Genomic DNA, 26,563 nt, shown 5'->3' with positions numbered 1-26,563 from the left:
GGCGTACGAGCCGGCCAGCCGGCTCTACGATGAGCCGGTGCCCGAGACGCTGCCCCCTGTGGGTATTGACCTCTTCGACGTTGAACGGATTCACCTGGCAGAGGCTGAAGCGCCACCGCTGTCACCCGAGGATGAATCGGCCAGAGACCGTGTGTGGGCCAGGGCGGTCCAGGCCAACCCGACCCTCTTCGACGGGCCGGTGATGGCGTGTGCGGGACTGGGGTGGGCCGGGGCGCGCGCTCTGAGCCTTGCCTGGGTACGGGTGACCTACCGGCACTACGCCCTGCGCCGGGTCCCGGGCGCCACCGCGCTGCCATCGTTGTTCGTCAACGTCGTCCAACCGACAGATGACGGTCGTGTACTGGCGGCGAGGATGTCGCCGTCCACGGCTGCCCCGGGCCGCTGGCAGCTGCCGGGAGGTTCCGTGGAGCCGCCCCAAGACGGCGAAGCTCTGGATGAGGCCGCACTGGGCGGCCAGGCAGCGCGGGAACTGGTCGAGGAGATGGGTATCGACACGTCTCCCGCCACGTTGCGACTGTGGGTCGTTACCCGCGGGGAGAACAGCAGCATCGGCCTGACCTACCTCGCCCCGGTCCTGCCGGAGTCGGTGCTGCGCGAGGGCTTCGCCGCTGCGGCGAGGGCGGAGCGCGCCCAGGGCCGTGAACCCGAACTCGACGCAATCGCGCTTGTGCGCTCCCCGGACGAGCTGGCCGGCCTGATCGGTCCGCACGCGGACTACTTGGAGCCGGTCGTCCGCCGCTACACACAGGCGCCGCTTCGACACGACGCCTGACTCAGCCGCCGGCGAGGAAGTCGCGGGCGCGTTCGTCGAGTTCGGCCGCGCACCGCAGGCCGCGGGCCCGGAAGCGGGCCAGGTTGCCCCTCATGCGGCTGACGGCCTTGCGGGTGCGGACGGAGCGGATGCCGTCCATGTGGTCGATCGCCCGGTGCCAGGTGGCGCACGCCTGCTCGATGCCGCCGCGCTTGAGGTGCATCTCGGCGCCCGCGACCAGGTCGAGAGCGACGATCCGGGCGTATGTTCCGGCTGGGCGGGCGGTGGCGGCGAGGGCGTACTGCTCGGCTGCGGCCCGGTGATCGCCCAAGGTCTCATGGACCTTGGCGGTGCGGGAGTACACGGAGGCCGCAGGCGGACCCCAGGTCAGGGCCCAGAACTCGACCTCATCGCCAGGTGCGGCGGTCAGCAGGACGCGGGCCTTTTCGGCCTCGGCAATGGCGCCGCGGTGCTTGCCGGTCTTGGCCAGGGTGTGCGCGTGGACCACGCGGAACAGCGCTTCGGTCTCGGCGTCGACCCGCCCCTTGGCCCGGGTCAGGCCCGTTTCGGCGAGTCCCTGGCAGTGCTCGGGGCGGTGGAGCTTGAGGCCCTGCATGGCCATGGTGCGCATGACGAACCCGTCCTGCCCTGGGATACCGGACTCGGCGGCCAGCGCGTAGGACTGGAGGTAGTAGCGCTGGGCGAGTCCTTGCTGGCCGACGTCGTAGCTCTTCCAGCCGAGGAGGTGCACGCCACGGCTGGCAGCCGAAAGCATCTGCTGGCGGACCTCGTCAGTGCGGAAGCGGGCCCGGCACAGCGGGGCGACGTCGTCCCGGAGGTAGCTGACCAGAGCGCTGCGGCCGTGCTGCCCACCATGACGCTCGTCCATCTCGGAGAAGGCGCGGATCATGTCGCGGACGGCGGCGACCTCGGCCATGCCGACGGTGCAGCCGGTTCGGGCGGCGGCGGTTCGGGCGGCGGCGGTTCGGGCGGCGATCTCGTGGACGTGGGAGAGAGGCAGGGCGGCGGCGGCCACGGAGTAGGCGGAGGCCGTCAGGAAGCGGCGGCGGTCCAATTCGTACCTCCACATCGGCAGCAGCACGTCCATCGGGTCGTCCCCGAGGGACAGCCCGATGGTGTCACTGCCTGCTTCGCCTGCGGCGGCGGGGAAGCCGAGATCGGCGGGAGTCAGGAGACGGCCCAGGCGCCGGGACAGGGCGACGGCAAGGTAGCCGCCGGTGTCGCCCCTGGGCGTCGCTCCGGTGATCCAGTGCTCCACAGCGCTCTTGTTGGTCCGCAAGACGGCGCCGCATTCGGCGGCGACCGCCCGCACGGCCCTGGCCAAGGCTTCGTAGGTGAAGCCGGACTCGGAGACGAGGTCACGGAGTAGCTGGTTCGTCGTGCGCGTGGTCATGAGCACCTGCCCGTATACGCGATATACCGCTCGGCCTGTCCGTCACCGTACCGCCGCAAGCCCACTGCGGGTTGACTCTTCATCAGGCCAGGACACTCTGGGCGCTCGGCAGAGCCGAGGCCTGGACCCGGTGGCCTGCGGGCGGGGGCCACTTTGGATCTGCTCCTGCGCCCTTTCTCCGGCAGGCGTACGGATACCCCTTGGGAGGGATCTCCTTGGATGAGCGGCGAGTTCGGTGGATCAACGACGAGGCGAGGGCCCTGCTGGCCGCGGAGCGCGACCGGGTTCCGGTGGCTTCACTGACCGAGCGCCGGCCCGGACTGGCGGCACGCCGACCTCCAGGTCGCGATCCGCGACGGCCGGGTGGTCGCCGGGGGCCTCGGCTTCGTCGTTGACCAGTTCTTCGGGGGCTCCCCGGTGCCCAGCGCCTGCCTCGGTGCCGGTTGCGTCGCCCCGGAGGAACGCGGCCAGCAGTTGGGCGCCCGCATGACAGCTGAGCGGCTGCGCCCTCTGCGGGAGCAAGGCGCGGTGATCTCCGCGAACTCCACATCCTCCAACGGCTACGCCCGCCGGCTCGGGTGGGAGGCCCCAGTACAGGTATTCGCCTGGACCGTCGCCACTGACGACCTCAAGAGGTCCTTCACCGGCGAGGACTTCGAGATCGAGCACGGCCTCACCGAAGACGCCCAGATGCTCCAGCGTGACCTCGCCCGTCAGTGGAACGGACCCGTGCTCCGGCCCGCCTGGTGGTCCGCCTGGAAGGAGAACAAGAGCGCCCTGACCACCTACCGCTTCAACAGGCCCGGCCACCCCACAGCCGGAGTGCTGTCGCTGGCCACCAAACGACGCGAGCGTCACGGCACGCGACTTGTCGTCCACGACTTCTGGGCGGTCAGCCAGCCCACCGCCGCCGCCATGCTCGCCTTCCTCGGCCGCCACAACACCCGCGCCGAGACCGTCGAGTTCCGACGCGGGGCCCTGCCGCCCTACCCCACTCTGCTGCACAACCTCCACCACTTCCGGCCCATCGCCGAGTCCTGGCACCCCTGGATGCTGCGCATCCTCGACATCCCCGAAGCCGTCCGGCTCCGCGGCTGGCCCGCCGACCTCACCACCGCCATCCCGATCGAGATCGAGAACGAGACCGGCGACTCCTGGGACCGCTGGATGCTGCAGGTGAAGGCCGGAGCAGCCGAGATCGCCCCCACCCACATCGAAGGACAGGTGACGTTCACCCGGCGCCAGCTCGCGGTCTGGTACGCCGGTGGATACCGGTCCGCCACTTCGGCCCGCATGGCCGGGGTCCATGCCACGTCGCAGAAGGCGCTCGCGTCCCTGGTCCGCAGTACGGCAGACCTCGAACCCTGGCTGCCCGACCACTTCTAGCAGCTATGACTGTTCGCGGTGCGTCACGCGACACCCGGGGGTGGGGGCTGCCCTCGGGTCGTTCTCAGCGATCACCCACCGTTGCAGAACGCCAGCGCCAGCAGCGCACGAAATCCAGGGAAGAGCGCGATGCGCTGATCCGATGTCTGGTGGTACGCGATGCCTTCGAAACCCCCGTGCCGGATCGAGGGCCGCCTCCAGACACTCGGGCATACGGAAGCGCCCGGAACCGATCGGTTCCGGGCGCCTTTCCCGTATATCCGGGAACCGGGCTCGCAGGTGGCTCGGGTCAATGGGCCGACGTGCTCGGTTCCTTGGGCCGGGGAAGCCTCGCGGTTCGCGGACCGATCGGGTCCGCGTCGGCGAGGGGGTGCCCCGGGACCGGGGCCGGGGGCGTCAGGCCTCGGTCTTGGGCTCTTCGGTGGTCTTCTTGAGCTTCGGCCCCTGAGAGGCGCTACGGGCCTGTGGGACGGACGAAGCGGTCTGGGGATCCTCGGGGTAGTGGCAGGCCGTCAGATGGCCGTCCCGGTTGCCCTCCACCCGTATCAGCGGCGGAGCCTCGCTCGCGCACTTCTCCGTCGCCTTCCAGCAGCGGGTACGGAAGCGGCAGCCCGACGGCGGGTTGACCGGAGAGGGAACGTCACCGGCGAGGCGGATGCGTTCACGGGCCGGCACGTCGTCGGCGGTGACCTCGGGCACGGCGGAGAGCAGTGCCTTGGTGTAGGGGTGACGCGGGTTGCCGTACAGGTCCTCGCGGTCGGCGATCTCCACGATCTTGCCGAGGTACATGACCGCCACGCGCTGCGAGAAGTGGCGCACGATGGCCAGGTCGTGGGCGATGAACAGGAACGCGATGCCGAGTTCCTTCTGCAGCTTCTGCAGCAGGTTCACCACTTGGGCCTGGATCGACACGTCCAGCGCCGAGACCGGCTCGTCGGCCACGATCAGCTTCGGCTCCAGGGCGAGCGCGCGGGCCACCCCGATGCGCTGGCGCTGACCGCCGGAGAACTCGTGCGGGAAGCGGTTGTAGTGCTCCGGGTTGAGCCCGACGGTCTCCAGCAGCTCTCGCACGCGCGCCTCGCGGCCGCCCGCCGGGTCGATGCCGTTGATCTCCATCGGCGCGGTGATGATCTTGCCGACGGTCTGCCGCGGATTCAGCGAGGCGTACGGGTCCTGGAAGATCATCTGGATCTCGGAGCGGACCGGCGCCAGCTGCTTGCGCGAGGCGTGGGCGATGTCCTGCCCGCGGTAGGAGATCGTGCCGGCCGTGGGCTCCAGGAGGCGGGTGATCAGCCGGCCCGTGGTCGACTTGCCGCAGCCGGATTCGCCGACCAGGCCCAGGCTCTCGCCCGCGCCCACGGTGAAGTCCAGCCCGTCGACGGCCTGGACCGCGCCGACCGTCCGCCGGATCGGGAAGCCGCCCTTGATCGGGAAGTGCTTGGTGAGTCCGGAGACGTCCAGGAGGGGATCTTTGCTGCTCATGGTGGGGAAGTCCCGTCTCTTGTACGTCAGTTGGGCCGGGTGCCGGCGAAGTCTGCGAAGAACTCGGCGCGCTGCTCCGCGGTGAGGTGGCAGGCGGCGCCGCGCCCGGCGGTGAGCTCCAGCGGCGGCTGGTCCGTCGCGCAGCGCTTGCCGCCGACCTGCTCGGTGAACGTGCACCGGGGGTGGAAGCGGCAGCCGGTCGGCGGGTTGAGCAGGCTCGGAGGGGTGCCGGGGATCGGCGACAGCGGTACGTCGACCGGGCCTTCGAGGCTCGGCATGGATCCCAGCAGACCCCAGGTGTACGGGTGCTGCGGCGCCCGCAGCACCTCCTTCTTGGTGCCGCGCTCCACGCACCGCCCGCCGTACATCACCAGCACGTCGTCCGCGATGTCGGCGATGACGCCGAGGTCGTGGGTGATGAAGATGATCGAGGTGCCGGTCTCCTGCTGGAGGTCCTTGAGCAGGTCCATGATCTGGGCCTGCACGGTGACGTCCAGCGCGGTGGTCGGCTCGTCCGCGATCAGCAGCTCGGGGTCGCAGACCAGCGCCATGGCGATCATCGCGCGCTGGCGCATACCGCCGGAGAACTGGTGCGGATAGTCGTCCACCCGCAGATCGGGCTGCGGGATGCCCACCTTGGTGAGCATCTCGACGGCCCGCGCCTGGGCCTCCCGCTTGGAGGCGCCGGTGTGCTTGCGGTACGTCTCGCCGATCTGCCGGCCGATGGTGTGGTACGGCGACAGCGAGGCCAGCGAGTCCTGGAAGATCATGGCCATCTTGTTGCCGCGCAGCCGCTCCAGCTCCCGCTCCGAGGCGGCCAGCAGATCCTGCCCGTCGAGCAGGATCTCGCCCTCGATCTCGGTGTGGTCGGGGTGGTGCAGGCCGAGGATGGTCAGGTTGGTGACGGACTTGCCGGAACCGGACTCGCCGACGATGCCGAGCGTCTTGCCCTTCTCGATGTCGAAGGACAGCCCGTCGACGGCCTTGACCATGCCGTCTTCGGTGGAGAAGTGCACGCGCAGATCGCGTACGGAGAGGAAGGGGGTGCTCACTGGATCTCTCCCTAGGCGAGGCGGACGCGCGGGTCGATGAGGGCGTACACGGCGTCGACGATGATGTTGAACACGACGATCGCTCCTGCCGCGACCAGCACGACTCCGAGCAGCAGGGGCAGGTCGTTGTCGCCGACCGCCTTGACGGAGAGCGCACCGATGCCGTGCAGGCCGAAGGTCTTCTCGGTGATGATCGCGCCGCCGAACAGCACACCGAGGTCGAGACCGAAGATGGTGACGATCGGGCCCATGGCCCCGCGCCAGGCGAATCTGAAGAACACCGTCCGCCGGGAGAGGCCCTTGGCGCGTGCGGTGCGCACGTAGTCCTCGCTCAGCGTTTCGACGAGCTGGGAGCGTGCCATACGGGTGTAGTTGGCGGTGAAGATCAGCGCCAGCACCAGCCAGGGCAGCAGCAGCCCGGAGAACCAGGCGGACGGGCTCTCGGTGAAGGGGACGTCCTTGGGCCGGCTCAGGATGTGCCACTGGTCCGCGAGGTAGTACATGGCGACCACGCCGACGATGTAGATCTGCATCGAGGAGCCGATCAGCGACGCCGAGGACGCCACCTTGTCCAGCGCCTTGCCCTGCTTGACCGCGGCGAGCATGCCGGTGCCCACACCGAAGATCACGAAGACGACCGCGCTGCCGAGGGAGAGGGAGAGCGTGGTCGGGAAGCGGTCCAGGATGGTGCCCAGGACCGGCTCGCGGTTGTGGAAGGAGTAGCCGAGGCACGGCGCGGGGCAGTGCCCGAACGACGAGTAGTCCCTCCCGACGAACACCGCCTGCAACCAGTGCCAGTACTGCACCGGCAGCGGGTCGGATATGCCGAGGTTGCGTTTGACCAGCGCCAGCGTCTCGGGTGTGCACACCTTGCCGCAGGCCACACGAGCTGGGTCGCGGGGCGCGACGTAGAAGAGGACGAAAGTGATGGCACTGATGATCAGCAGGATGACCAGTGCGCCGATTGCCCGGCGGATGAGGAAGCGGAACATGGCGATGGATTTCCCTGGCAGACGCCGACGAGGGGGAGGGGAGCGGGCGGGGCGCCGCACGGGCGCCCCGCCTCAGGAGTGTCGGCGTCAGGCCTTCACGAACAGCTTGTAGAAGACGGCCGAGGACCACAGCGGATGGAACATGGCGCCGCCGACCTTCTCGCCGTAGAGGTAGAAGCGGCGCTGGAACGTCTCGGGGATGATCGGCGCCTCCTCCGTCATGATTCGCTTGTCCAGCGCGGCCCAGGCCTTGCCGGCCTCCGTCGGGTCGGCGATGACGACGTTCTTCTTGATCGCCTCGTTGACCCAGTCGACGTTCAGCTGCGAGATGTTGTTGGCGCCGTTGGCGATCGTGCCACCGTCGAACAGCGGCTGCATCAGCGTGTAGCCGGTCGGCCAGTCCGGGGACCAGCCGAACCACATCACGTCGAACTGGTTGTCGATCTGCTGGATCTGGTCGTAGTAGCTGGTGGAGTCCAGCGGCTTGATGACCGGGTTGAAGCCGGCCGCCTTGAGGGCGTTTTCGATGACGACCTTGGTCTTGTTGTAGTTGTTGCCCTGGGGGAAGGCGTAGACGACCTTCTGGCCTTCCTTGCCGGCCTCCTTCAGCAGCTTCTTCGCCGCCTCCGGGTCGCCCTGCGGCTTCTTCAGCTTGCCGTAGACGTCGTCCTTGGCGTAGCCGACGATGTCGGGGCTGAGGATGGAAGTCGCGTAGTCACCGGCCGAGGGACCACCGTAGATCTTGCGGATCTGCTCCAGCGGCCAGGCGTGAATGATGGCCTGACGCACCTTCAGGTCCGTGATCCGCTTGGTGTTGATCGCGTAGTAGTAGATGCCGGTCAGCAGACCGTTGAAGGTCCGCTTCTTCAGCTCGGGGTCGGTGAGGACCTTCTGGATGCGCTCGGCCGGGACGCCGCTGTACGCCATGACCGCGTACTTGTCGTCGCCGTCGTTGGCGATCAGGCGGTCGGCGGCCTGCAGGGACTCGGGCCCGAACTCGTAGACGAAGCTGTCCGGGTACGCGTTACGGATCGAGTCCGTGTTGGGGTCCCAGTGCGGGTTGCGCACCAGCGTCATCGACTTGTCGACGGCGTGCGCCTTGATTCGGTACGGACCCGCCGAGACCGGGTCCTTGTCGTACTTGTCCTTGGTGTCGCCCTTGACCGGGACGGCGCCGTAGGAGGTCATCGCCAGGGTGAAGTTGAGGTCCGGACGGGCCTCGGCCAGCTTGAAGGTGATCGTCTTCGCCTTGGCGTCGGTCACGACCGAGTCGAGGTGCTTTCCGCTGAACGGGCCCTTGTACTTCGAGCGGAAGTCGGCCGTGCCGGTCAGCGCGGTCTGGGCGTAGCCCGCGCCCTCGGTGGTGAAGCTGGCGAACCCGCGCTCGATGCCGTGGCGCACGTCCTCGACGGTGAGCTCGCTGCCGTCCTCCCACTTCAGACCGTCCTTCAGGGTGAAGGTCCAGGTCTTACCGCCGTCCGCCATGGTGCCCGCGTCGGTGGCGAGGTCACCGACCAGCTTCATCGAGCCGTCCGCCGCGATCTTGTAACCGGTCAGGCTGCGGATGAAGAGGTCGCCGATCGCGGAGTTCCACGAGAAGTAGATGCGCTGCGGGTCGAGGTGGGAGAAGTCGTCCGGGGCGATGCCGCGGATCGTGCCGCCCTTCTTCGCGCCCGGGATCTCTGCGGCGGGACCGGTGGAGTCGGCCTTCGTGCCGACGACGACCGAGCCGGTGTACTTGTCGGCACCGCCGTGTCCGGCGCCGCCGCCCTTCTTGTTGGTCGAGCTGCCGCTGCTGCACGCGGAGAGGACCATCGAACCGCCAGCCGCGACCGACGTGGCGATGACGAAGTTTCTGCGGGAAAGGGACATGGCTTCCTGCTCTGGTCGATGGAGAGAAACGATTGATCCGGTGGGCCCCGTCGCCCGGCCGGACGAAGTGCCGTTCAGCGCTTGGTCTTCGGGTCCAGTGCGTCACGCACCGAGTCGCCCAGCAGGTTGAAGGCGATGACGAAGATCACCATCGCGACGCCGGGGAAGAGCATGAACGTGATGTCGCTCTGGTAGACGTCCGATCCGCGCTGGATCATCACGCCCCAGTCGGGTGTCGGGTCGGTGAGGCCGACACCGAGGAAGGCGAGGCCCGCCTCCGCGGTGACGTACGCGGGCAGCGCGAGCGTGGCCTGGATGAGGATCGGCGTCCAGAGGTTGGGCAGCAGTTCCTTGAAGATGATCCGTGCCGGGGAGGCACCGGTCACCTTCGCCGCCTCGACGAACTCGCGCTCGCGCAGGGCGAGTACCTCGCCGCGCAGCAGCCGTGCGATGGACGCCCAGCCGAAGGCCGTCATGACCGAGATGAGGCTGACGACGGTCAGCCAGACCGGGGTGTTCTCGTCCGGAGCGACCAGGATCGAGAGCATCACCGGCCAGAAGGCGATGAAGAAGAGCGTGGAGGGGAAGGCCAGCAGGATGTCGATGACCCGGCCCACGAGGTAGTCGGTCTTGCCGCCCAGATAGCCCGCGGTGATACCGACGGCGATGCCGATCACCGTCACCAGCAAGGTGGTTGCCGCGGCGATGAGCAGCGAGTTGCGGATGCCGTAGAGCAGGAAGGTGAAGACGTCCCGGCCGAGTCCGGGCTCGATGCCGAACCAGAAGTCGCCGCTGATACCACCGTTGGGCAGTATCGGCGAGCCGAATTCGTCCAGCAGGCTGGGATCGTTCGACCCGTATGTCGTGTACGGGTCCTTGCCGTACAGCTTCGCGATCAGTGGCGCGCAGACGGCGATCACGAAGAAGAAAATGACCACATAGGCCGAAATCACGCCCGTACGGTCGCGCTTGAAACGCAGCCAGGCCATCGCGCCCGGCGAGCGGCCGTCGCTGCCCTTGGTCACGGACGGGCCCGCTGTGGGCTGCGGCTTCGCATCCTCCACCTCAACGGCGGTGGCGGCGTGCGGGGTTGGAATCGTCATGGTGCTCCTGGCCCGGAGGGTCGAAGGACTCCGCAGGTCACACCTACGGGCTACCCGGACCTTTTCAACGCAATTCATGCAGGGTCAATGAATGTCCTGCCTCCTTGGGGCGCTCTTTGGAAATTTAGACAATCCATTACCTTTGAATGGGCGTGTCTTTGCCTCCGTTTGCTCTCCCCGAAGGGATGTTCGTGGGGAATCGGTAGAATTCGGGCGTTGAGTCCGTTATTCGGGCGGGGCCGTCTCGGAATCCGTACGTTCGACCGAGTGACTACGTAGTCGATGCGCATTCGATGCGCGGCCGTTATCGGGCCGGCGTGTGACGGGTTCATGTTGGATCCGCCCTCGGCCCTCTCGTCGCGTCGCCGTGCGGCGGCGCGGCCGGTCGTGCGCCCCCGGCCCCGGGGTGCCACTCGGGGCGGTTCCGCAGGGCCCGAATGGGTGGAGTAAATGTGTGTAATGGGAGCTATGAGGTGATATCTGACTCCACGTGAGACGGAGAACAAAGAGGAGGCACTCCATGCCCGGAGCCACGCAGGCCAAGTGGGCCGCATGTGCGGTGGCCGTCGCCCTGACGGCGACGGCGTGCGGCGGAGGGGGCAGCGGCGGTGGTGGCGGCGGAGGGGCCAACGGAATCGTGAGCTCTTCCTGGGGTGACCCGCAGAATCCACTGGAGCCCGCGAACACCAACGAGGTGCAGGGCGGCAAGGTCCTCGACATGATCTTCCGGGGACTCAAGAGGTACGACCCGAAGACCGGCGCGGCCATCAATGTGCTCGCCGAGAAGATCGAATCCAAGGACAACCAGAATTTCACGATCACCGTGAAGGACGGCTGGACCTTCAGTGACGGCGAGAGGATCACCGCGAAGTCGTTCGTGGACGCCTGGAACTACGGGGCCCTGCTGAAGAACAATCAGAAGAACGCCTACTTCTTCGGTTACATCGACGGATACCGCAAGGTCCACCCCGACTCCGGCAGCTCCAGGGCGAACACACTCTCCGGCCTCAAGCTCGTCGACGACAGGACCTTCAAGGTCAAGCTGTCGCAGAAGTTCTCCCTCTGGCCCGACACCCTCGGCTATCCGGCCTTCGCCCCGCTGCCCAGGGCCTTCTTCACCGACCACGCCGCCTGGCTGTCCAAGCCGATCGGCAACGGCCCGTACACCATCGCCAAGTACACCAAGGGCGCGTCGATGAACCTGCGCAAGTGGGACATGTACCCAGGGGAGGACAAGGCACAGAACGGTGGCATCGACCTCATGGTCTACACCGACAGCAACACCGCCTACACCGACCTGACGGCCGGCAACCTCGACCTCGTCGACGATGTGCCCGCCTCGCAGTTGAAGAACGTCAAGGCGGACCTCGGCGGCCGGTACATCAACACCCCGGCCGGCATCATCCAGACGCTCGCCTTCCCCTTCTACGAGAAGAAGTGGGACACGCCCGGCGGCATCAAGGTCCGCCAGGGCCTGTCGATGGCGATCAACCGTGAGCAGATCACCAGTCAGATCTTCCGGAAGACCCGCACCCCCGCCTCCGACTGGACCTCCCCGGTCCTCGGAGCGAACGGCGGCTTCAAGGAGGGGCTGTGCGGCGCGCCCTGCGAGTACAACGCGGCGAACGCCAAGAAGCTGATCCAGGAGGGCGGCGGCATTCCCGGCGGCCAGCTCAAGATCTCGTACAACGCGGACACCGGCTCGCACAAGGAGTGGGTCGATGCCGTCTGCAACAGCATCAACAAGGCGATGGGCAACAACAAGGCGTGCGTCGGCGCCCCCATCGGCACTTTCGCCGACTTCCGCAGCCAGGTCTCCCAGCAGAAGCTGACCGGCGCCTGGCGGGCCGGCTGGCAGATGGACTACCCGCTGATCCAGAACTTCCTGCAGCCGGTGTACTACACCGACGCCTCGTCCAACGACGGCAAGTGGAGCAACAAGCAGTTCGACGGCCTCGTCGACAAGGCCAACGCCGAGTCCGACAAGGCCAAGGCCGTCCCGACGTTCCAGGACGCGGAGAGGGTCCTGGTCGCGCAGATGCCCGTGATCCCGCTCTGGTACCAGAACGGCAGCGCCGGCTACTCGGAGCGGATCACCAATGTGTCGCTCAGTCAGTTCAGCGTCCCGGTGTACGAGCAGATCAAGGTCAAGTGACCCGTTGAGGCCAGGTGGCCGGTGCGTTCCTGGCACCGGCCGCCCGGCTTCCGCATCCCGTCGACGCGTCATTCCCCAGCCCCGCGCCTTTGACCCTCGCGACCCCCGGAGCCCTTCATGGGACGTTATGTGATCCGGCGGCTGCTGCAGATGATCCCGGTCTTCTTCGGCACCACGCTGTTGATCTTCCTCATGGTGAACGTGATGGGCGACCCCATCGCGGGCCTCTGCGGTGAACGCCAGTGCGATCCGGCGACCGCAGCTCGACTCCGCTCGGAATTCGGCCTCGACAAGCCCGTCTGGCAGCAATACCTCACCTACATGGGCAATGTCTTCACCGGCGACTTCGGCACCGCGTTCAACGGGCAGAAGGTCACCGAGCTGATGGCCACCGCCTTCCCCGTCACGGTCCGGCTCACCGTCGTCGCGATCGTCTTCGAGATCGTCATCGGTATCAGTCTCGGTGTCGTCACCGGTCTGCGCCGCGGCCGCCCCGTCGACACCACCGTGCTCATCCTGACCCTGGTCGTCATCTCCATCCCGACCTTCGTCACGGGTCTGCTGCTGCAACTCCTCCTCGGAGTGCAGTGGGGCGTCATCAAACCCTCCGTATCGCCCGAGGCGCCCTTCAACGAACTCCTCATCCCCGGGCTCGTCCTCGCCTCCGTCTCCTTGGCGTACGTCACCCGCCTCACCCGGACCTCGATCGCCGAGAACGCCCGCGCCGACTACGTCCGTACCGCCGTCGCCAAAGGGCTGCCCAGGCGCCGCGTCGTCATCCGTCATCTGCTGCGCAACTCGCTGATCCCGGTCGTCACCTTCATCGGTACGGATGTGGGCGCCCTGATGGGAGGCGCGATCGTCACGGAGCGGATCTTCAACATCCATGGCGTCGGTTACCAGCTCTACCAGGGCATTCTGCGTCAGAACTCCCAGACCGTCGTCGGGTTCGTCACCATTCTGGTCCTCGTCTTCCTGGCGGCGAACCTGATCGTCGACCTGCTGTACGCCGTACTCGACCCGAGGATCCGCTATGCCTGAGCAGACACCGTACGAGTCGATCTCGTCGGCGGGAGCGGGAGGCGTGATGGACCTCGCCCTGGAGGAGGGCACGACCCTCGAAAGGACACCGGGCGGCCCCGAAGGCACCGGCCCCGCCGAGAAGCCGCGCAGTCTGTGGTCCGACGCGTGGCGGGACCTGCGCCGCAACCCCGTCTTCGTCATCTCCTCCCTGGTCATCCTCTTCCTGGTGATCATCTCGATCTGGCCGTCGCTGATCGCGAATCAGGACCCCCTCAACTGCAACCTGGGCAAGGCCCAGGAGGGCTCGCAGCCCGGTCACCCCTTCGGCTTCGACGGGCAGGGCTGCGACGTCTACACCCGTACCGTCTACGGGGCCAGGAACTCGGTGACCGTCGGCGTCTGCGCCACCCTGGGCGTCACCCTGCTCGGCGGTCTCCTCGGCGGCCTGGCCGGATTCTTCGGCGGCTGGTGGGACTCGGTCCTCTCCCGCGTCACCGATGTCTTCTTCGGTGTTCCGGTGGTCCTCGGCGGCCTGGTCTTCCTCTCCGTGATCACCAGCTCCACCGTCTGGCCGGTGATCGGCTTCATCGTGCTGCTGGGCTGGCCGCAGATCGCCCGTATCGCCCGAGGTTCCGTGATCACCGCCAAACAGAACGACTACGTGCAGGCGGCACGGGCGCTCGGCGCCTCCAACTCACGGATGCTGCTGCGCCACGTCACCCCGAATGCCGTCGCCCCGGTGATCGTCGTCGCGACCATCGCGCTCGGTACGTACATCTCGCTGGAGGCGACCCTCTCCTTCCTCGGCGTCGGCCTGAAACCACCGGCCGTCTCCTGGGGCATCGACATCTCCGCCGCGTCCCAGTACATCCGCAACGCCCCGCACATGCTGCTCTGGCCCGCCGGAGCACTGGCGATCACCGTGCTCGCTTTCATCATGCTCGGCGACGCGGTGCGCGACGCCCTCGACCCCAAGCTGCGCTGAGGAGCCCGGTGCCATGTTGCTCGAAGTGCGCGATCTGCATGTGGAGTTCCACACCCGCGACGGGGTGGCCAAGGCCGTCAACGGGGTCGACTGCTCGGTGGCCGAGGGCGAGACGCTGGCCGTCCTCGGCGAGTCCGGCTCCGGCAAGTCGGTCACCGCACAGGCGATCATGGGCATTCTCGACATGCCCCCGGGAAGGATCAGCGGCGGCGAGATCCTCTTCAAGGACAGCGATCTGCTGAAGATGAAGAAGGACGAGCGCCGGAAGATCCGCGGCCAGGAGATGGCCATGATCTTCCAGGACGCGCTCTCCTCCCTCAACCCCGTGCTCAGCGTGGGGGAGCAGCTCGGCGAGATGTTCGTCGTCCACCGTGGTTTGTCCCGCAAGGACGCCAGGCTGAAGGCCGTCGAGCTGATGGACCGGGTCCGTATCCCGGCCGCGAAGGAACGTGTCGGGAACTACCCTCACCAGTTCTCCGGCGGAATGCGCCAGCGCATCATGATCGCCATGGCGATGGCGCTGGAACCCTCGCTGATCATCGCGGACGAACCCACCACCGCCCTCGATGTGACCGTCCAGGCCCAGGTGATGGACCTGCTCGCCGAGCTCCAGCGCGAGCTGAACATGGGCCTGATCCTGATCACCCACGACCTCGGTGTCGTCGCGGACGTCGCCGACAAGATCGCCGTGATGTACGCGGGCCGGATCGTCGAGACCGCCCCCGTCCACGAGATCTACCGGGCACCTGCCCACCCGTACACCAAGGGCCTGCTCCAGTCGATCCCGCGCCTGGACCAGAAGGGACAGGCGCTGTACGCGATCAAGGGTCTGCCGCCCAACCTGCTGCGCATCCCGCCCGGCTGTGCCTTCAACCCGCGCTGCCCGATGGCCCAGGAGATCTGCCGGGGCGAGGTACCGCCTCTCTTCGAGGTGGCCGAGCACCGTGAGAGCGCCTGCTACTTCTGGAAGGAGACGCTCGATGCACACTGAACCGGGGAGCACCCGCGCGGGCGGCGAACCCATTCTGGAGGTCCGCGATCTGGTCAAGTACTACCCGCTGACCCAGGGCATCCTGATCAAGAAGCAGATCGGCTCCGTCAAGGCGGTCGACGGGGTGTCCTTCGACCTGGCGGCCGGCGAGACGCTCGGCATCGTGGGGGAGTCGGGCTGCGGCAAGTCGACCGTGGCCAAGATGCTGGTGCATCTGGAACAGCCGACCGCCGGCGCGATCAGATACAGGGGCGAGGACATCACCAAGATGTCGGGGCGCGCCCTGAAGGCCGTGCGCCGCAACATCCAGATGGTGTTCCAGGACCCGTACACCTCCCTCAACCCCCGGATGACCGTCGGCGACATCATCGGGGAGCCGTACGAGATCCACCCCGAGGTGGCCCCCAAGGGCGAACGGCGCCGCAAGGTCCAGGACCTGCTGAATGTCGTCGGGCTCAACCCGGAGTACATCAACCGCTATCCGCACCAGTTCTCCGGCGGCCAGCGCCAGCGCATCGGCATCGCCCGCGGACTTGCCCTGAACCCCGAGATCATCGTCGCCGACGAGCCCGTCTCCGCCCTCGACGTCTCCGTACAGGCGCAGGTCGTCAATCTGCTGGACCGGCTCCAGGCGGAGTTCGGGCTGAGTTATGTCTTCATCGCGCACGACCTGTCGATCGTCCGGCACATCTCCGACCGGGTGGGCGTGATGTATCTGGGCCGGATCGTCGAGATCGGCACCGACGAACAGATCTACGACCACCCCACGCATCCGTACACCCAGGCACTGCTCTCCGCCGTCCCGGTGCCGGATCCGAAGGCCCGCGAGCGCCGGGAGCGGATCATCCTGCACGGCGACGTCCCCTCGCCCGCCAACCCGCCCTCCGGCTGCCGCTTCCGCACCCGCTGCTGGAAGGCGCAGGAGCGGTGCGAACGGGAGGTGCCGCTGCTGGCGGTCCCTGCGGCCTTCCGGCAGACGGACACACCGGCCGGTCATGATTCGGCCTGCCACTTCGCGGAGGAGAAGCAGGTGGTTCCGCCGGAGTGGCTGGTGGAGACGCCGGGGGAGACGACGGTGGCGAGGGAAGCCGGGGCCGAGGAGAAGTCGGACGAGCCGGGCCGGAAGGACGCCGCGGGGGAGGGGGGCGGGCCGCCGCCTTCCGGGAGCAGTCGGGCGGTCTGAACACGTTGACGTGCCGGCAACTTGGCCGTCTCGCGCCCGAAATACGAACGCGCCAACATGGTCGGCGTACGGCCGTCCGGGTGCCGTGAACCGGCCGGGGCCGTCAAGTCCCCCCGGCCGGTTGCCTGTTCCGTTGCCCGGCGCCCCCGTCACCGGCCCCCGCCGGGCTGGTGACGGCATGGCTGGAATCGACCGCCGGGCGCCCCTGGTCAGGTCACCCCCGCAGCCCCAACGACCGCTTCAGGAATTCCACCTGGAGCAGCAGCAGATTCTCCGCCACCTGCTCCTGCGGCGTCATGTGCGTCACCCCGCTGAGCGGCAGCACCTCGTGCGGGCGCCCCGCCGAGAGCAGCGCCGACGACAGCCTGAGCGAGTGCGCGGCCACCACATTGTCGTCCGCCAGACCATGGACGATCATCATCGGCCGGACCTGGTCCGCGGCCTCGGAGAGCCCCTCGTCCGTCAGCACCGAGTTGTGCGCGTACACCTCCGGCTGCTTCGCCGGGTCGCCGAGATAGCGCTCGGTGTAGTGGGTGTCGTACAGCCGCTGGTCGGTCACCGGCGCGCCCACCACCGCCGCGTGGAAGACATCCGGCCGCCGCAGCACGGCCAGGGCCGCCAGGTAGCCGCCGAACGACCAGCCCCGGATCGCCACCTTGCCGAGATCCAGCGGGAATTGTCCGGCGAGCGCGTGCAGCGCCTCGATCTGGTCGTCCACGGTGAGGGCGGTGTTGTTCTTGACGGCCTTCTCCCAGCCCGGTGAACGCCCCGGTGTGCCCCGGCCGTCCGCGACGACCACCGCGAAGCCCTGATCGGCGAACCACTGCGACGTCAGATGCGGATTGTGGGCGGCGAGCACCCGTCGGCCGTGCGGGCCGCCGTACGGATCCATGAGTACCGGAAGCGGACCGTCCGACTCTTTGTACCCCTCGGGGAGCAGCACGGCGCACGGAATTCGCCGTGCGCCCCCCTCGGTGAGGTGCACCCGCGCCGACAGAACCGGCTCTTCCGCATGACTTGCGACGGTGGCGATCCGCTTGCCGTCCCGGAGCACAACGGCACGGGCCCCGGGCCGCGCCGGCGAGTGGGAGACCAGCACCGTCACGCCGCCCGCGCGGACGGCCGAATGCACCCCCGCCCCTTCGGAGACCCGCTCGACGCCCAGCTCATTGACCCGGTACACATGGCTCTCGCCGATCTCCGGCTCCGCGGCCTCCTCGCCCGCCGACGCCGAGACCAGGACATCCGACTCACCGATGTCCAGGACCGCCTGGAGCTGCAACTGCGCCCCGGTCAGCAGCCGGTCGCCGACCGCGAGCACCCGCGCCCCGCCCTCGTCCGCGATCCGCACGAGCCGCCCGTCCGGCGCCCAGGCGGGCACACCGGGGAAGATTTCCAGCCACACCGGGTCCTCGTCGACATGCACCGTCCGCGTCGTACCCGTCTCCGTGTCCACCGCGAGGAAGAGCTGGCTCTGCTGGTCACGGGTCTGTACGAGCAGCAGCGGAGCCCCGGCCGACGACCAGTGCACCTGCGCCAGATACGGGAGGCGCGTCCGGTCCCAGACCACTTCGGTACGGGTGCCGTCCAGGCCCACCACGAAGAGCCGCACCTCGGCGTTGGGCGTCCCCGCCGCCGGGTAGGCGACCTCGGCGGGCCTGCGGTCCGGGTGCGCGGGATCCGCGATCCACCACCGCTGCACGGGGCTGTCGTCGACCCGGGCGACCAGCAGCCGGTCCGACTCCGGCGACCACCAAAAGCCCCGGGAGCGCTGCATCTCCTCGGCCGCGATGAACTCCGCGAGGCCGTAGGAGACATGTCCGTCCTCCGGTTCCGCGAGCGCCCGGTCCCCGTCGCCCTCGGCGCCCACGACGCGCAGAGCGCCCTTGGACACATACGCGATGTGGCGCCCGTCCGGCGACGGCCTCGGGTCGATCACCGGGCCCGGCACCGGCAGCGCACGCGCCGTACCCGCCCGCAACTTTGCGACGTACACCTTCCCGGAGAGCGCGAAAGCGGCCAACTCGGCTGCCGCGTCGACCGCGTAGCCGACGATCCCCGATGAACCCTCGCGGCTGCGCTCGCGCCGGGCCCGCTCCTGGGCCGACAATCGCTCCGCCGAACCGCCGAGCAGCGTCTCGGGGTCGGCGACGACGCGCTCCTTCGGCGTGCCGCCCTCCGGCAGATCCAGCACCCACAGCCGGCTCGACCGGTCCGTGCCGGAGCCCGACCGCAGGAAGACCACCCGCTCTCCGTCGGGTGAAACGGTGAACGCGCGGGGAGCGCCGAGGGTGAATCGCATCGTCCTGGCGTGCTGACGGGGAAATGAGATCTTCTGCGAAGTCATGAGCCCGAACCTAGTCCCCGACCGCCCCGTCGTGCGCCCCTCGTGCTGCTGTGCCCCGATCAATGCGGTGCCACGGATAGTTATGATCCGTAGCGCTTGGTGGGTATGAACCTGCTGGCTCCATGTGTGCTGCCCGTCCCGACCGTACTGATGGAGGTGAACCGCCGTGGCACTCTCGATTTCGGCGGTGGTGCTGCTGGCGATCGTCGTCTTCCTGCTGATCCGGAAATCCGGACTGAAGGGCGGACATGCGGTGGTCTGCGCGCTGCTCGGTTTCTATCTCGCCAGCTCGTCCATTGCGCCCAGCATCTCGAACCTGACCACGAATGTGGCCGGCATGATCGGAAGCCTCAAGTTCTGAGACCCGGCTCGTCGGCGGTCCGTGCGCGGGTGCGGTCGGGCCTGGCGCTCTCGGCTCGTAGGCTGGTCCCCATGAAGGACCATCCCGCCCGGCGTCTGCTCCTGGTGCACGCGCACCCCGACGACGAGTCGATCAACAACGGGGCCACCATGGCCAGGTACGCGGCCGAGGGTGCCCAGGTCACCCTGGTGACCTGCACGCTCGGCGAGGAGGGCGAGATCATCCCGCCCGCGCTCGCGCATCTCGCAGCAGACCGGGACGACACCCTGGGCCCCTACCGCCAAGGCGAACTTGCCGCGGCGATGAAAGAGCTCGGGGTCACCGACCACCGGCTCCTCGGCGGCCCAGGATGCTTCCGCGACTCCGGAATGATGGGCGCCGAGCAGAACCGCCGCCCCGGAGCTTTCTGGGACGCGGACGTGGACGACGCAGCCGGGTACCTCGTGGAGGTGATCCGCTCGGTGCGCCCGCAGGTCCTCGTCACCTACGACCCCGACGGCGGCTACGGGCACCCCGACCACATCCAGGCGCACCGCGTCGCGATGCGCGCGGCGGAGCTCGCCGCCGATCCCGCGTACCGCACCGGATCGGGCGCGGCGCACACCGTCGCCAAGATCTACTGGAACCGGGTGCCGCGTTCGGTCGCCGAAGAGGGCTTCGCGCGCCTGCGGGACACGGCGCCGGACGCCTTCCCGGGGATCGCCGCCATCGACGACGTGCCGGGTGTGGTCGACGACGCGAGGATCACCGCGCAGATCGACGGCTCCGCCCATGCGGTGGCCAAGGGTGCGGCGATGCGGGCCCATGCCACGCAGATCGCCGTGGACGGCCCCTTCTTCGCCCTCTCCAACGACCTCGGCCAGCCCGTCTTCACCACCGAGTACTACGAGTTGGTGCACGGCGCCTCCGGAGCCCCTCAAGGGGCGCGCGAAGACGATCTGTTCGCCGGTGTACCGGGGGCGGAGCAATGAGCGGCAAGCAGCGCACACCGCGCACCGGCCCACCCTCCAAGGACATTCGGGGCACCGGTCTCGCCGCGCCCCTCAACCCCGGGCGGATCGCCGCCTATGTGGGCCTCGCCGTTCTCGGCGCGCTCGTCGGGATCGCCGGGGCGTTCGTCCAAGCCGCCTGGTTCCCCGCCGGGTTGCTGCTCGCGCTGGCAGCCTGTGCCGGACTGTTCTACGGCGGGCGCGGTGTCTTCGGCACCCAGCTCGGCGCCCTGGCACCCGCGGCGGGCTGGCTGATTTCGGTCGTTCTTCTGCTCGGCGGACGACCGGAGGGCGATTATGTCTTCGGCGATGAACTGGGCCTCACCCTCTTCCTGCTGGGCGGGATGGCGATCGCTGTGATCTGTGCCACCATGTCGCGGTCGCCCCAACCGGGCGCCGACAGCGGCCGACCTGGCAAGTAATGTGCCAGGTCCGATCCCGTAATGCCCCTTGTCCGTCCGGTGGTCACGCAGTCGTCTCCCCCGGTCGCGGGGTGTCTGCCGGCGGCGGCCAGTATGGTTGTTTGCGCGCCGAGCCGTCCCCTGGCCTGCGGCATGGGGGAAGTACGGGCGGCGGAGCCAATCGGGAGAACCTGCTTTGAGTCGTGAAACTGACAGTTCGTCCTCCGGGCCCCAGGGGCGCGGAGGAGCCGCGTACCCCTCGGGGACGCCGCCGTACGGATCCCGCCAGTATCCGTCGCCGCACCCTTCGCAGGACGCCCCGGAGGGGGCCCCGGAGCCTGCGGACCCGCCTCAGTCCGAGGAGCCGAGGACCGAGACGACGCTGACAACACGCATCCGGATCAACATTCCGGGATCGCGTCCCATCCCGCCGGTTGTCATGCGTACGCCCGTGAGCGACGCCGACAGCGCCGACGCCGAGCGCACGGGCAGCATCCCGCGCCCCGGCTCGCCCGCGCAGGGCGGTGCGTCGGGTGAGTCCGACGCCGCGCCGGGCGCCGAGGCGAGGGCCGGTTCCGCGCCCGCGGAACCGGCTGCCGACAAGCCGGCCAGGGAGAAGAGCGGCAGCGACTGGTTCGCCCCGCGCAAGGCCCCCACGAACACCTCGGTCGTCGGCGGCAGCGGCAGCGCGACCGGTGGCGCCGGCGGCCCCACGGGCGAGGCGCCCGCCCCGCCCCGCCCCGACCTGCCGTACTTCTCGGACGGCCCGCAGCGCACGGGCGACCAGGACGCACCCCGCCCCGGCGGCAACGCCGTCGACGAGTCCGGCCACGGCGGCCCCGCGGGCCCCGCAGCCGGCCGGCGCCCCACGCCGAACCTCGGGGTGCGTACGCCGGGCCCCTCCGGACCCACCACGGGCCCGGTCACCGGCACCTCGCCCCTCACCCCGAACCTCGACGGAGCGGGCGGCCCGGGCCCCGGCGGTCCGCGAGGCTCCGGTGGCCCCGCGGGTTCGAAGGGTCCCGGCGCCCCCGGTGGCGTCCCCCCGCGGATGTCCGACGACACGGCGGTGCTGACGCCCCAGTTCGCGGCCCCGGCCTCCGCCGGACCCGGCGGCAATGTCTCCGGTGACACGCTCACCAGCGGCATCCCCGTCGTTCCGCCGGAGCGTCGCTCGCCGTTCCCGAGCCCCGGCGGCCCCGGTGGCGGGCGTCCCGATCTGACGCCCCGTATCCCGGACGACGCGATGGGCACCGGACCGGCAGGACCCGGCGGTCCCGTCGACCTGTCGCCCGCCCCCGCCCGCCCCACGCCGACGCCCGCGCCCGCGAAGAAGAAGGGCCGCTCCAAGCTGGTCCTCCTCTGCGCCGGTGTCGTCGGTCTGCTCGCTGTCGCGTACGGCGCCGGACTGCTGGTGAACCACTCCGACGTTCCCAAGGGCACCACCGTCCTGGGCGTCGACATCGGCGGCGGCACGAAGGAGGAGGGCGTCGCGAAGCTGGACGCCGCACTCGGCAAGCGCGCCGAGGCACCCCTCCAGCTGTCCGTGGACGGCAAGAAGGCCGAACTCGCACCGGACAAGGCCGGGCTGAGCCTGGACAGTCAGGAGACCGTGCGCTCCGCCGCGGGCAGCGACTACAACCCGGTCTCCGTCATCGGCTCCCTCTTCGGCGGCAAGCGCACCGTCGACCCGGTGATCCCGGTCGACGAGGAGAAGCTCGGTGTCGCGCTGACGGACCTGGCGGGCGTCTCCGGCACGGCCAACGACGGCGCGATCAAGTTCGAGCCGGGCAAGGCCGTCGCCGTACCCGGCAAGTCGGGCAAGGCGCTGGACGTCAACCAGTCGATGACCTCGGTGCGCGACGCGTACCGGACCCAGGTGCAGACCGGCCGGGCGAGCAACGTCCAACTGCCCGTCACCACCCGCGAGCCCACCATCCCCCAGGCCGAACTGGACCGGGCGATGAAGGAGTTCGCGAAGCCTGCGATGTCCGGCCTGATCACCATCAAGGCCGGACCCAAGCAGATCCAGTTCGGCCCGGCGAAGTCGCTGCCGCAGATCCTCACGATGGTGCCGGTCAAGGGCCGACTGGTCGAGCACTACGACAAGAAGGCCATCGACACCCTCTGCGACGGCGTCTTCGACGGCATCATGATCACCAAGGGCGACGGCAAGGAGCACCAGCTCAGTGCGGACGACGTGGCACACGCCATGCAGACCGCGCTGCTCGGCAAGACCCCCGTCGAGCGGACCGTCACGATCGGCCTGAGCGGCAACGGATAACCCGCCCCACCGCGGCGAGCCGCACCGTGCCCCCGCCCCCGTCCGGACCCCCGGCCGGGGGCGGCGTCGTACGGCACGACGGCAGCATGGGCGCCGCGCGGACGTCCGGCACGACAGCGGCGTCATGCAAACGACATGACATCCGTCATCCCGTTTCCACGACCCGCGACCCTGCCGGACGTACCCCCCTCTTCGCCACGCTGGACGCATGACAACGACAGCCACCGAGGCCACCGGGGCGAAGACCGCCGTGGTCCGCTTCGACCACGTCAGCAAGGCGTACGGAGCGGTGCGAGCCGTCGACGGACTCACCCTCGACCTGCACCCCGGCGAGACCGTGGCGCTCCTCGGCCCCAACGGCGCCGGAAAGTCCTCCGCCCTGGACCTGCTGCTCGGCCTGCGCACCGCCGACTCCGGTTCGGTCCGGGTCTTCGGCACGACCCCGCAGGGCGCCATCGCCGCGGGCCGCGTCGGCGCGATGCTGCAGACCGGCGGTCTGATGGAGGACGTCACGGTCGAGGAACTGGTCCGCCTCGCCTGCGATCTGCACCCCAGGCCCTGGCCGGTGGGCGAGGTGCTGTCCCGGGCCGGCATCGCGCAGATCGCCGACCGCATGGTCAACAAGCTCTCCGGCGGCCGGGAGCAGCGCGTACGGTTCGCGCTCGCCACCGCCGGGGCCAACGACCTCATCGTGCTCGACGAGCCGACCACCGGCATGGACGTCACCGCCCGCCAGGCCTTCTGGGCCACCATGCGGGAGCAGGCCGAGCAGGGGCGCACCGTCCTGTTCGCCACTCACTACCTCGAAGAGGCCGACGCGATCGCCGATCGCGTCCTCGTCCTCCACAAGGGCCGGCTGCTCGCCGACGGCACCGCAGCCGAGATCAAGGCGAAGGCCGGAGCCCGCCGGATCTCCTTCGAGCTGGAGGGCCCGGCCGACGAAGCGGCCCTGCGCGGGCTGCCGTTCCTCGCCACGCTCGACATCAGCGGCCACCGAGTCCGTATCCAGTCGCACAACGCCGACGCGACCGTCCACGCTGTCTACGCACTCGGCCTCTACCCGCGCGAGCTCGAAGTCGCCGGACTCGGCCTGGAGCAGGCCTTCGTCGCCATCACCGAGGCCGAGGAGGCCAGGACCGCATGCTGAATTTCTTCTCGTGGGCATTGATCAGGCTCGAGGTGACCCGCACCCTGCGGAACAAGAAGTTCATGTTCTTCTCGGTCATCTACCCGTCGGTGATCTATCTGCTGATCTCCGGCACCCGGAACACCACCGACAAGGTCCCGCACAGCGATCTCACCCTCCAGGCCTTCTTCATGGTCTCGATGGCCTCCTTCGGCGCGCTGACCGCAGTCCTCATGGGCAACAGCGAGCGCATCGCCAAGGAGCGCGAGAAGGGCTGGGTCCGCCAGCTCCGGCTCACCGCGCTGCCCAGCCGCGGCTACGTCCTGGCGAAGATCGCCGGCGCGGCGATCGTCACCCTGCCCTGCATCGTGGTCGTGTTCCTGGTCGCCGCCGCCGTCAAGCACGTACGGCTGGACACCTGGCAGTGGTTCGCGCTGGTCGGGGTCATCTGGGCCGGTTCACTGGTCTTCGCCGCGCTCGGAGTCGCCATCGGCTACATCGCCAGCGGTGACGCGGTCCGCCCGATCACGATGATCATCTACTTCGGGCTCTCCGTCCTCGGCGGTCTGTGGATGCCCAGCGCGACCTTCCCGCAGTGGCTGCAGAACATTTCCGAGTGGCTCCCCACCCACGCGTACGCTGCTCTCGGTCAGGCGATCGAGATGGGCGGCTCGCCGCATGCCAAGGACGTCACCATCCTCTGCGCCTACTTCCTGATCTTCGCGGGCGGTGCCGCCTGGCTCTACCGGAAGGACACCCTGAAGGCGTGAACGACGAGGAGACGTCCGTAGGCATCGGGTTCGCGGCGGCGGGCCGTCGACAGGTCTGGATCAAGCTGTTGTGGATCGGCGTCTGGCTCGCCTTTATGAGCGCCCCGGTCAGGGATCTGGCCGACGGCGACCACGCCCCGTGGGCGACGGCGCTGGGCGCACTCGGCCTTGTGGTCTTCGTCGGGGTCTACCTGGTCCTGGTCTTCCGCCACACGGCGAAGGCCATGGACCGTCGCGCCGTCCTCACGACGATCGCCTTCCTCGGCGCACTCGCCGGCGTCCTCTCCCTGACGCTCGGCGCTGCGTGGCTGGTCCTCTTCGTGTACGTGGCGGTCTCCGTCGGTGCCACCATGCCGCTGAGGACCGCCCGTTGGCTGATACCCGTGGTCGTCGCCGCACTGGTCGGCGTCGGACTGACCAGCGACCACCCCCGCGAGATCATCACCGCACTGGTCTTCCCCGCGCTGCTCGGCGGGTTCGCGATGACCGGCGTACGGCAGCTGATCCGTACGACGATCCAGCTGCGCGAGGCCCGTGCGACCGTCGCCCAGCTCGCCGCCAACGAGGAGCGGCTCAGGCTCGCCCGCGATCTGCACGACCTGCTCGGCCACTCGCTCTCGCTCATCACGCTCAAGAGCGAACTGGCCGGGCGGATGCTCCCCGACCACCCGGAGCAGGCGGCCGCCCAGGTCGCGGACATCGAACAGGTCAGCCGTCAGGCCCTGGTCGACGTACGCAGCGCCGTCACCGGCTACCGCCGGCCGACCCTCCCCGGCGAACTGGCCGGAGCCCGTACCGCACTCGCCGCCGCGGGCGTCGCCGCCGACGTTCCGGCCGAGGCCCCCGACGACCTGCCCGAGAAGCCGGAGGAGGTGCTCGCCTGGGCGCTGCGTGAAGCCGTCACCAATGTCGTACGCCACAGCAGCGCCCGGCACTGCACCGTCACCCTCACTCCGCGTCAGACCCTCGACGGCAGGGTCCTCGAACTCACCGTCGCGGACGACGGCGTCGGAACCGCAGGTACGAAACCGGGCAACGGCCTCACCGGCATCACCGAACGCCTCGCCACGGTCGACGGCACGCTGACCACCCGGGCCGGTAACTCCGGTTCCGGTAAAGGCTTCGCCCTGACCCTGAGTGTTCCGCTCGGATCCGGCCTAGGATCCACGGAATGAGCATGATCAGACTCCTCCTCGCCGAGGACCAGTCCATGGTGCGCGAGGCTCTCGCGGCACTCCTCGGCCTGGAACCCGACATCGAGGTGGTGGCCCAGGTCGCGCGCGGCGACGAGGTGCTGGCCGCGGCCCACGAGCACCGCATCGATGTGGCGCTCCTGGACATCGAGATGCCGGGCATGACCGGTATCGACGCGGCGGCGGCCCTGCGGCGCGAGCTCCCGGCCGTGAAGGTCGTCGTCGTCACCACCTTCGGACGCCCCGGCTATCTGCGCCGGGCCATGGAGTCCGGCGCCGACGCCTTCCTGGTGAAGGACGCCCCCGCCTCCCAACTGGCCTCGGCGGTACGGAGGGTGCTCGCCGGGGAGCGGGTCATCGATCCCACGCTCGCGGCGGCGGCGCTCGCCGACGGGGCGAGCCCGCTCACCGATCGCGAACGCGATGTGCTGCGCACGGCGGCGGACGGCTCCACCAACGCGGAGATCGCGGCCACGCTCCACCTCTCGCAGGGGACGGTTCGCAACTACCTCTCCATGGCGATCCAGAAGATGGCGGCCCGCAACCGGGCCGAGGCGGTCCGTATCGCCCGCGAGAAGGGCTGGCTCTAGTAGGGCTTTGTTAGGTCCTGTGGTGTGGTTCTGGTTTGGGTGCGGGTTGGCCGCATATCGAGCAGGCGCCGGTCCAGGTGGCCAGGAGGGTC

22 protein-coding genes and 1 pseudogene are annotated in these 26,563 nt (G+C 69.0%); 16 read left to right on the top strand and 7 right to left on the bottom strand.

The window, feature by feature from the left end; genetic code table 11:
• Positions 1 to 37 precede the first annotated feature (37 nt).
• On the top strand, positions 38 to 793 hold the full coding sequence (locus tag ABTZ94_RS16975; protein WP_351201832.1) for an NUDIX hydrolase: 756 nt from the start codon (positions 38 to 40) through the stop codon (positions 791 to 793).
• Between the two features lies 1 nt (position 794).
• Here ABTZ94_RS16975 and ABTZ94_RS16970 read toward each other — a convergent pair whose 3' ends face one another.
• Positions 795 to 2,186, bottom strand: coding sequence for an NsdA family TPR-like regulatory protein (locus tag ABTZ94_RS16970; protein WP_351201830.1), 1,392 nt, complete (start codon positions 2,184 to 2,186; stop codon positions 795 to 797).
• Positions 2,187 to 2,525: 339 nt separating this feature from the next.
• Between ABTZ94_RS16970 and ABTZ94_RS16965 the strand changes: the two are divergent.
• Positions 2,526 to 2,759 (top strand): annotated as a pseudogene (locus ABTZ94_RS16965) (GNAT family N-acetyltransferase); the annotation flags it as partial.
• 117 nt (positions 2,760 to 2,876) lie between these two features.
• Positions 2,877 to 3,572: a sterol carrier protein domain-containing protein gene (locus ABTZ94_RS16960; protein ID WP_351201847.1), complete on the top strand. Its 696-nt coding sequence runs from the start codon at positions 2,877 to 2,879 to the stop codon at positions 3,570 to 3,572.
• Positions 3,573 to 3,968: 396 nt separating this feature from the next.
• Here ABTZ94_RS16960 and ABTZ94_RS16955 read toward each other — a convergent pair whose 3' ends face one another.
• From ABTZ94_RS16955 to ABTZ94_RS16935, 5 genes are all read right to left on the bottom strand, one after another.
• Positions 3,969 to 5,054 carry an ABC transporter ATP-binding protein gene (locus tag ABTZ94_RS16955; RefSeq protein ID WP_351201828.1) on the bottom strand — a complete coding sequence of 362 codons (1,086 nt, stop codon included), beginning with the start codon at positions 5,052 to 5,054 and terminating at the stop codon, positions 3,969 to 3,971.
• Between the two features lie 26 nt (positions 5,055 to 5,080).
• Positions 5,081 to 6,046 (bottom strand): ABC transporter ATP-binding protein, encoded by a 966-nt coding sequence (locus ABTZ94_RS16950; RefSeq protein ID WP_351201846.1) that lies wholly within the window; start codon positions 6,044 to 6,046, stop codon positions 5,081 to 5,083.
• 71 nt (positions 6,047 to 6,117) lie between these two features.
• A complete protein-coding gene (locus ABTZ94_RS16945) occupies positions 6,118 to 7,098 on the bottom strand; it encodes an ABC transporter permease (protein ID WP_351201826.1) in 981 nt (326 codons plus the stop codon).
• An 87-nt stretch (positions 7,099 to 7,185) separates the two neighbouring features.
• Positions 7,186 to 8,970, bottom strand: a complete 1,785-nt coding sequence (locus tag ABTZ94_RS16940; protein ID WP_351201824.1) for an ABC transporter substrate-binding protein — start codon at positions 8,968 to 8,970, stop codon at positions 7,186 to 7,188.
• A 74-nt stretch (positions 8,971 to 9,044) separates the two neighbouring features.
• Positions 9,045 to 10,073 carry an ABC transporter permease gene (locus ABTZ94_RS16935; RefSeq protein WP_351201822.1) on the bottom strand — a complete coding sequence of 343 codons (1,029 nt, stop codon included), beginning with the start codon at positions 10,071 to 10,073 and terminating at the stop codon, positions 9,045 to 9,047.
• A gap of 520 nt (positions 10,074 to 10,593) precedes the next feature.
• Between ABTZ94_RS16935 and ABTZ94_RS16930 the strand changes: the two genes are divergently transcribed.
• From ABTZ94_RS16930 to ABTZ94_RS16910, 5 genes are all read left to right on the top strand, one after another.
• Entirely contained in the window at positions 10,594 to 12,228 is a 1,635-nt protein-coding gene (locus ABTZ94_RS16930; RefSeq protein ID WP_351201820.1) for a peptide ABC transporter substrate-binding protein, read from the top strand.
• 117 nt (positions 12,229 to 12,345) lie between these two features.
• The gene (locus ABTZ94_RS16925) at positions 12,346 to 13,269 is read left to right on the top strand and encodes an ABC transporter permease (RefSeq protein WP_351201818.1); all 924 of its coding nucleotides are present in this window, start codon (positions 12,346 to 12,348) and stop codon (positions 13,267 to 13,269) included.
• Positions 13,262 to 14,236, top strand: coding sequence for an ABC transporter permease (locus ABTZ94_RS16920; protein WP_351201816.1), 975 nt, complete (start codon positions 13,262 to 13,264; stop codon positions 14,234 to 14,236). The genes ABTZ94_RS16925 and ABTZ94_RS16920 overlap by 8 nt, the downstream gene beginning before the upstream one ends.
• A 13-nt stretch (positions 14,237 to 14,249) precedes the next feature.
• On the top strand, positions 14,250 to 15,227 hold the full coding sequence (locus ABTZ94_RS16915) for an ABC transporter ATP-binding protein (protein ID WP_351201814.1): 978 nt from the start codon (positions 14,250 to 14,252) through the stop codon (positions 15,225 to 15,227).
• On the top strand, positions 15,217 to 16,410 hold the full coding sequence (locus tag ABTZ94_RS16910) for an ABC transporter ATP-binding protein (protein ID WP_351201812.1): 1,194 nt from the start codon (positions 15,217 to 15,219) through the stop codon (positions 16,408 to 16,410). The genes ABTZ94_RS16915 and ABTZ94_RS16910 overlap by 11 nt, the downstream gene beginning before the upstream one ends.
• Before the next feature lie 214 nt (positions 16,411 to 16,624).
• On the opposite strand, the gene ABTZ94_RS16905 is transcribed toward ABTZ94_RS16910, so the two are convergent.
• Entirely contained in the window at positions 16,625 to 18,757 is a 2,133-nt protein-coding gene (locus ABTZ94_RS16905) for an alpha/beta fold hydrolase (protein WP_351201810.1), read from the bottom strand.
• A 166-nt stretch (positions 18,758 to 18,923) separates the two neighbouring features.
• Between ABTZ94_RS16905 and ABTZ94_RS16900 the strand changes: the two genes are divergently transcribed.
• The 8 genes from ABTZ94_RS16900 (at position 18,924) to ABTZ94_RS16865 (ending at position 26,471) form a co-directional block, all read left to right on the top strand.
• The gene (locus ABTZ94_RS16900; protein WP_093896879.1) at positions 18,924 to 19,118 is read left to right on the top strand and encodes a hypothetical protein; all 195 of its coding nucleotides are present in this window, start codon (positions 18,924 to 18,926) and stop codon (positions 19,116 to 19,118) included.
• Between the two features lie 71 nt (positions 19,119 to 19,189).
• Positions 19,190 to 20,089, top strand: coding sequence for an N-acetyl-1-D-myo-inositol-2-amino-2-deoxy-alpha-D-glucopyranoside deacetylase (gene mshB, locus ABTZ94_RS16895; RefSeq protein WP_351201808.1), 900 nt, complete (start codon positions 19,190 to 19,192; stop codon positions 20,087 to 20,089).
• Positions 20,086 to 20,529, top strand: a complete 444-nt coding sequence (locus ABTZ94_RS16890; RefSeq protein ID WP_351201806.1) for a DUF6113 family protein — start codon at positions 20,086 to 20,088, stop codon at positions 20,527 to 20,529. The genes mshB and ABTZ94_RS16890 overlap by 4 nt, the downstream gene beginning before the upstream one ends.
• Positions 20,530 to 20,704: 175 nt before the next feature.
• Positions 20,705 to 22,792, top strand: a complete 2,088-nt coding sequence (locus tag ABTZ94_RS16885; RefSeq protein ID WP_351201804.1) for a hypothetical protein — start codon at positions 20,705 to 20,707, stop codon at positions 22,790 to 22,792.
• A 208-nt stretch (positions 22,793 to 23,000) separates the two neighbouring features.
• Positions 23,001 to 23,939 (top strand): ABC transporter ATP-binding protein, encoded by a 939-nt coding sequence (locus ABTZ94_RS16880; protein WP_351201802.1) that lies wholly within the window; start codon positions 23,001 to 23,003, stop codon positions 23,937 to 23,939.
• A complete protein-coding gene (locus ABTZ94_RS16875; protein ID WP_351201800.1) occupies positions 23,933 to 24,688 on the top strand; it encodes an ABC transporter permease in 756 nt (251 codons plus the stop codon). Before ABTZ94_RS16880 ends, ABTZ94_RS16875 begins: the two co-directional genes overlap by 7 nt.
• Entirely contained in the window at positions 24,685 to 25,863 is a 1,179-nt protein-coding gene (locus ABTZ94_RS16870) for a sensor histidine kinase (protein ID WP_351201798.1), read from the top strand. The genes ABTZ94_RS16875 and ABTZ94_RS16870 overlap by 4 nt, the downstream gene beginning before the upstream one ends.
• On the top strand, positions 25,860 to 26,471 hold the full coding sequence (locus tag ABTZ94_RS16865; RefSeq protein WP_351201796.1) for a response regulator: 612 nt from the start codon (positions 25,860 to 25,862) through the stop codon (positions 26,469 to 26,471). The genes ABTZ94_RS16870 and ABTZ94_RS16865 overlap by 4 nt, the downstream gene beginning before the upstream one ends.
• The last annotated feature ends 92 nt before the right edge of the window (positions 26,472 to 26,563 follow it).

This window comes from Streptomyces sp. NPDC002785, from assembly GCF_040295565.1.
In the GTDB taxonomy this organism is placed as follows: Bacteria; Actinomycetota; Actinomycetes; order Streptomycetales; family Streptomycetaceae; genus Streptomyces.
Note: the sequence above shows the minus strand (reverse complement) of the source record. Positions and strands in the feature narration are given on the sequence as shown.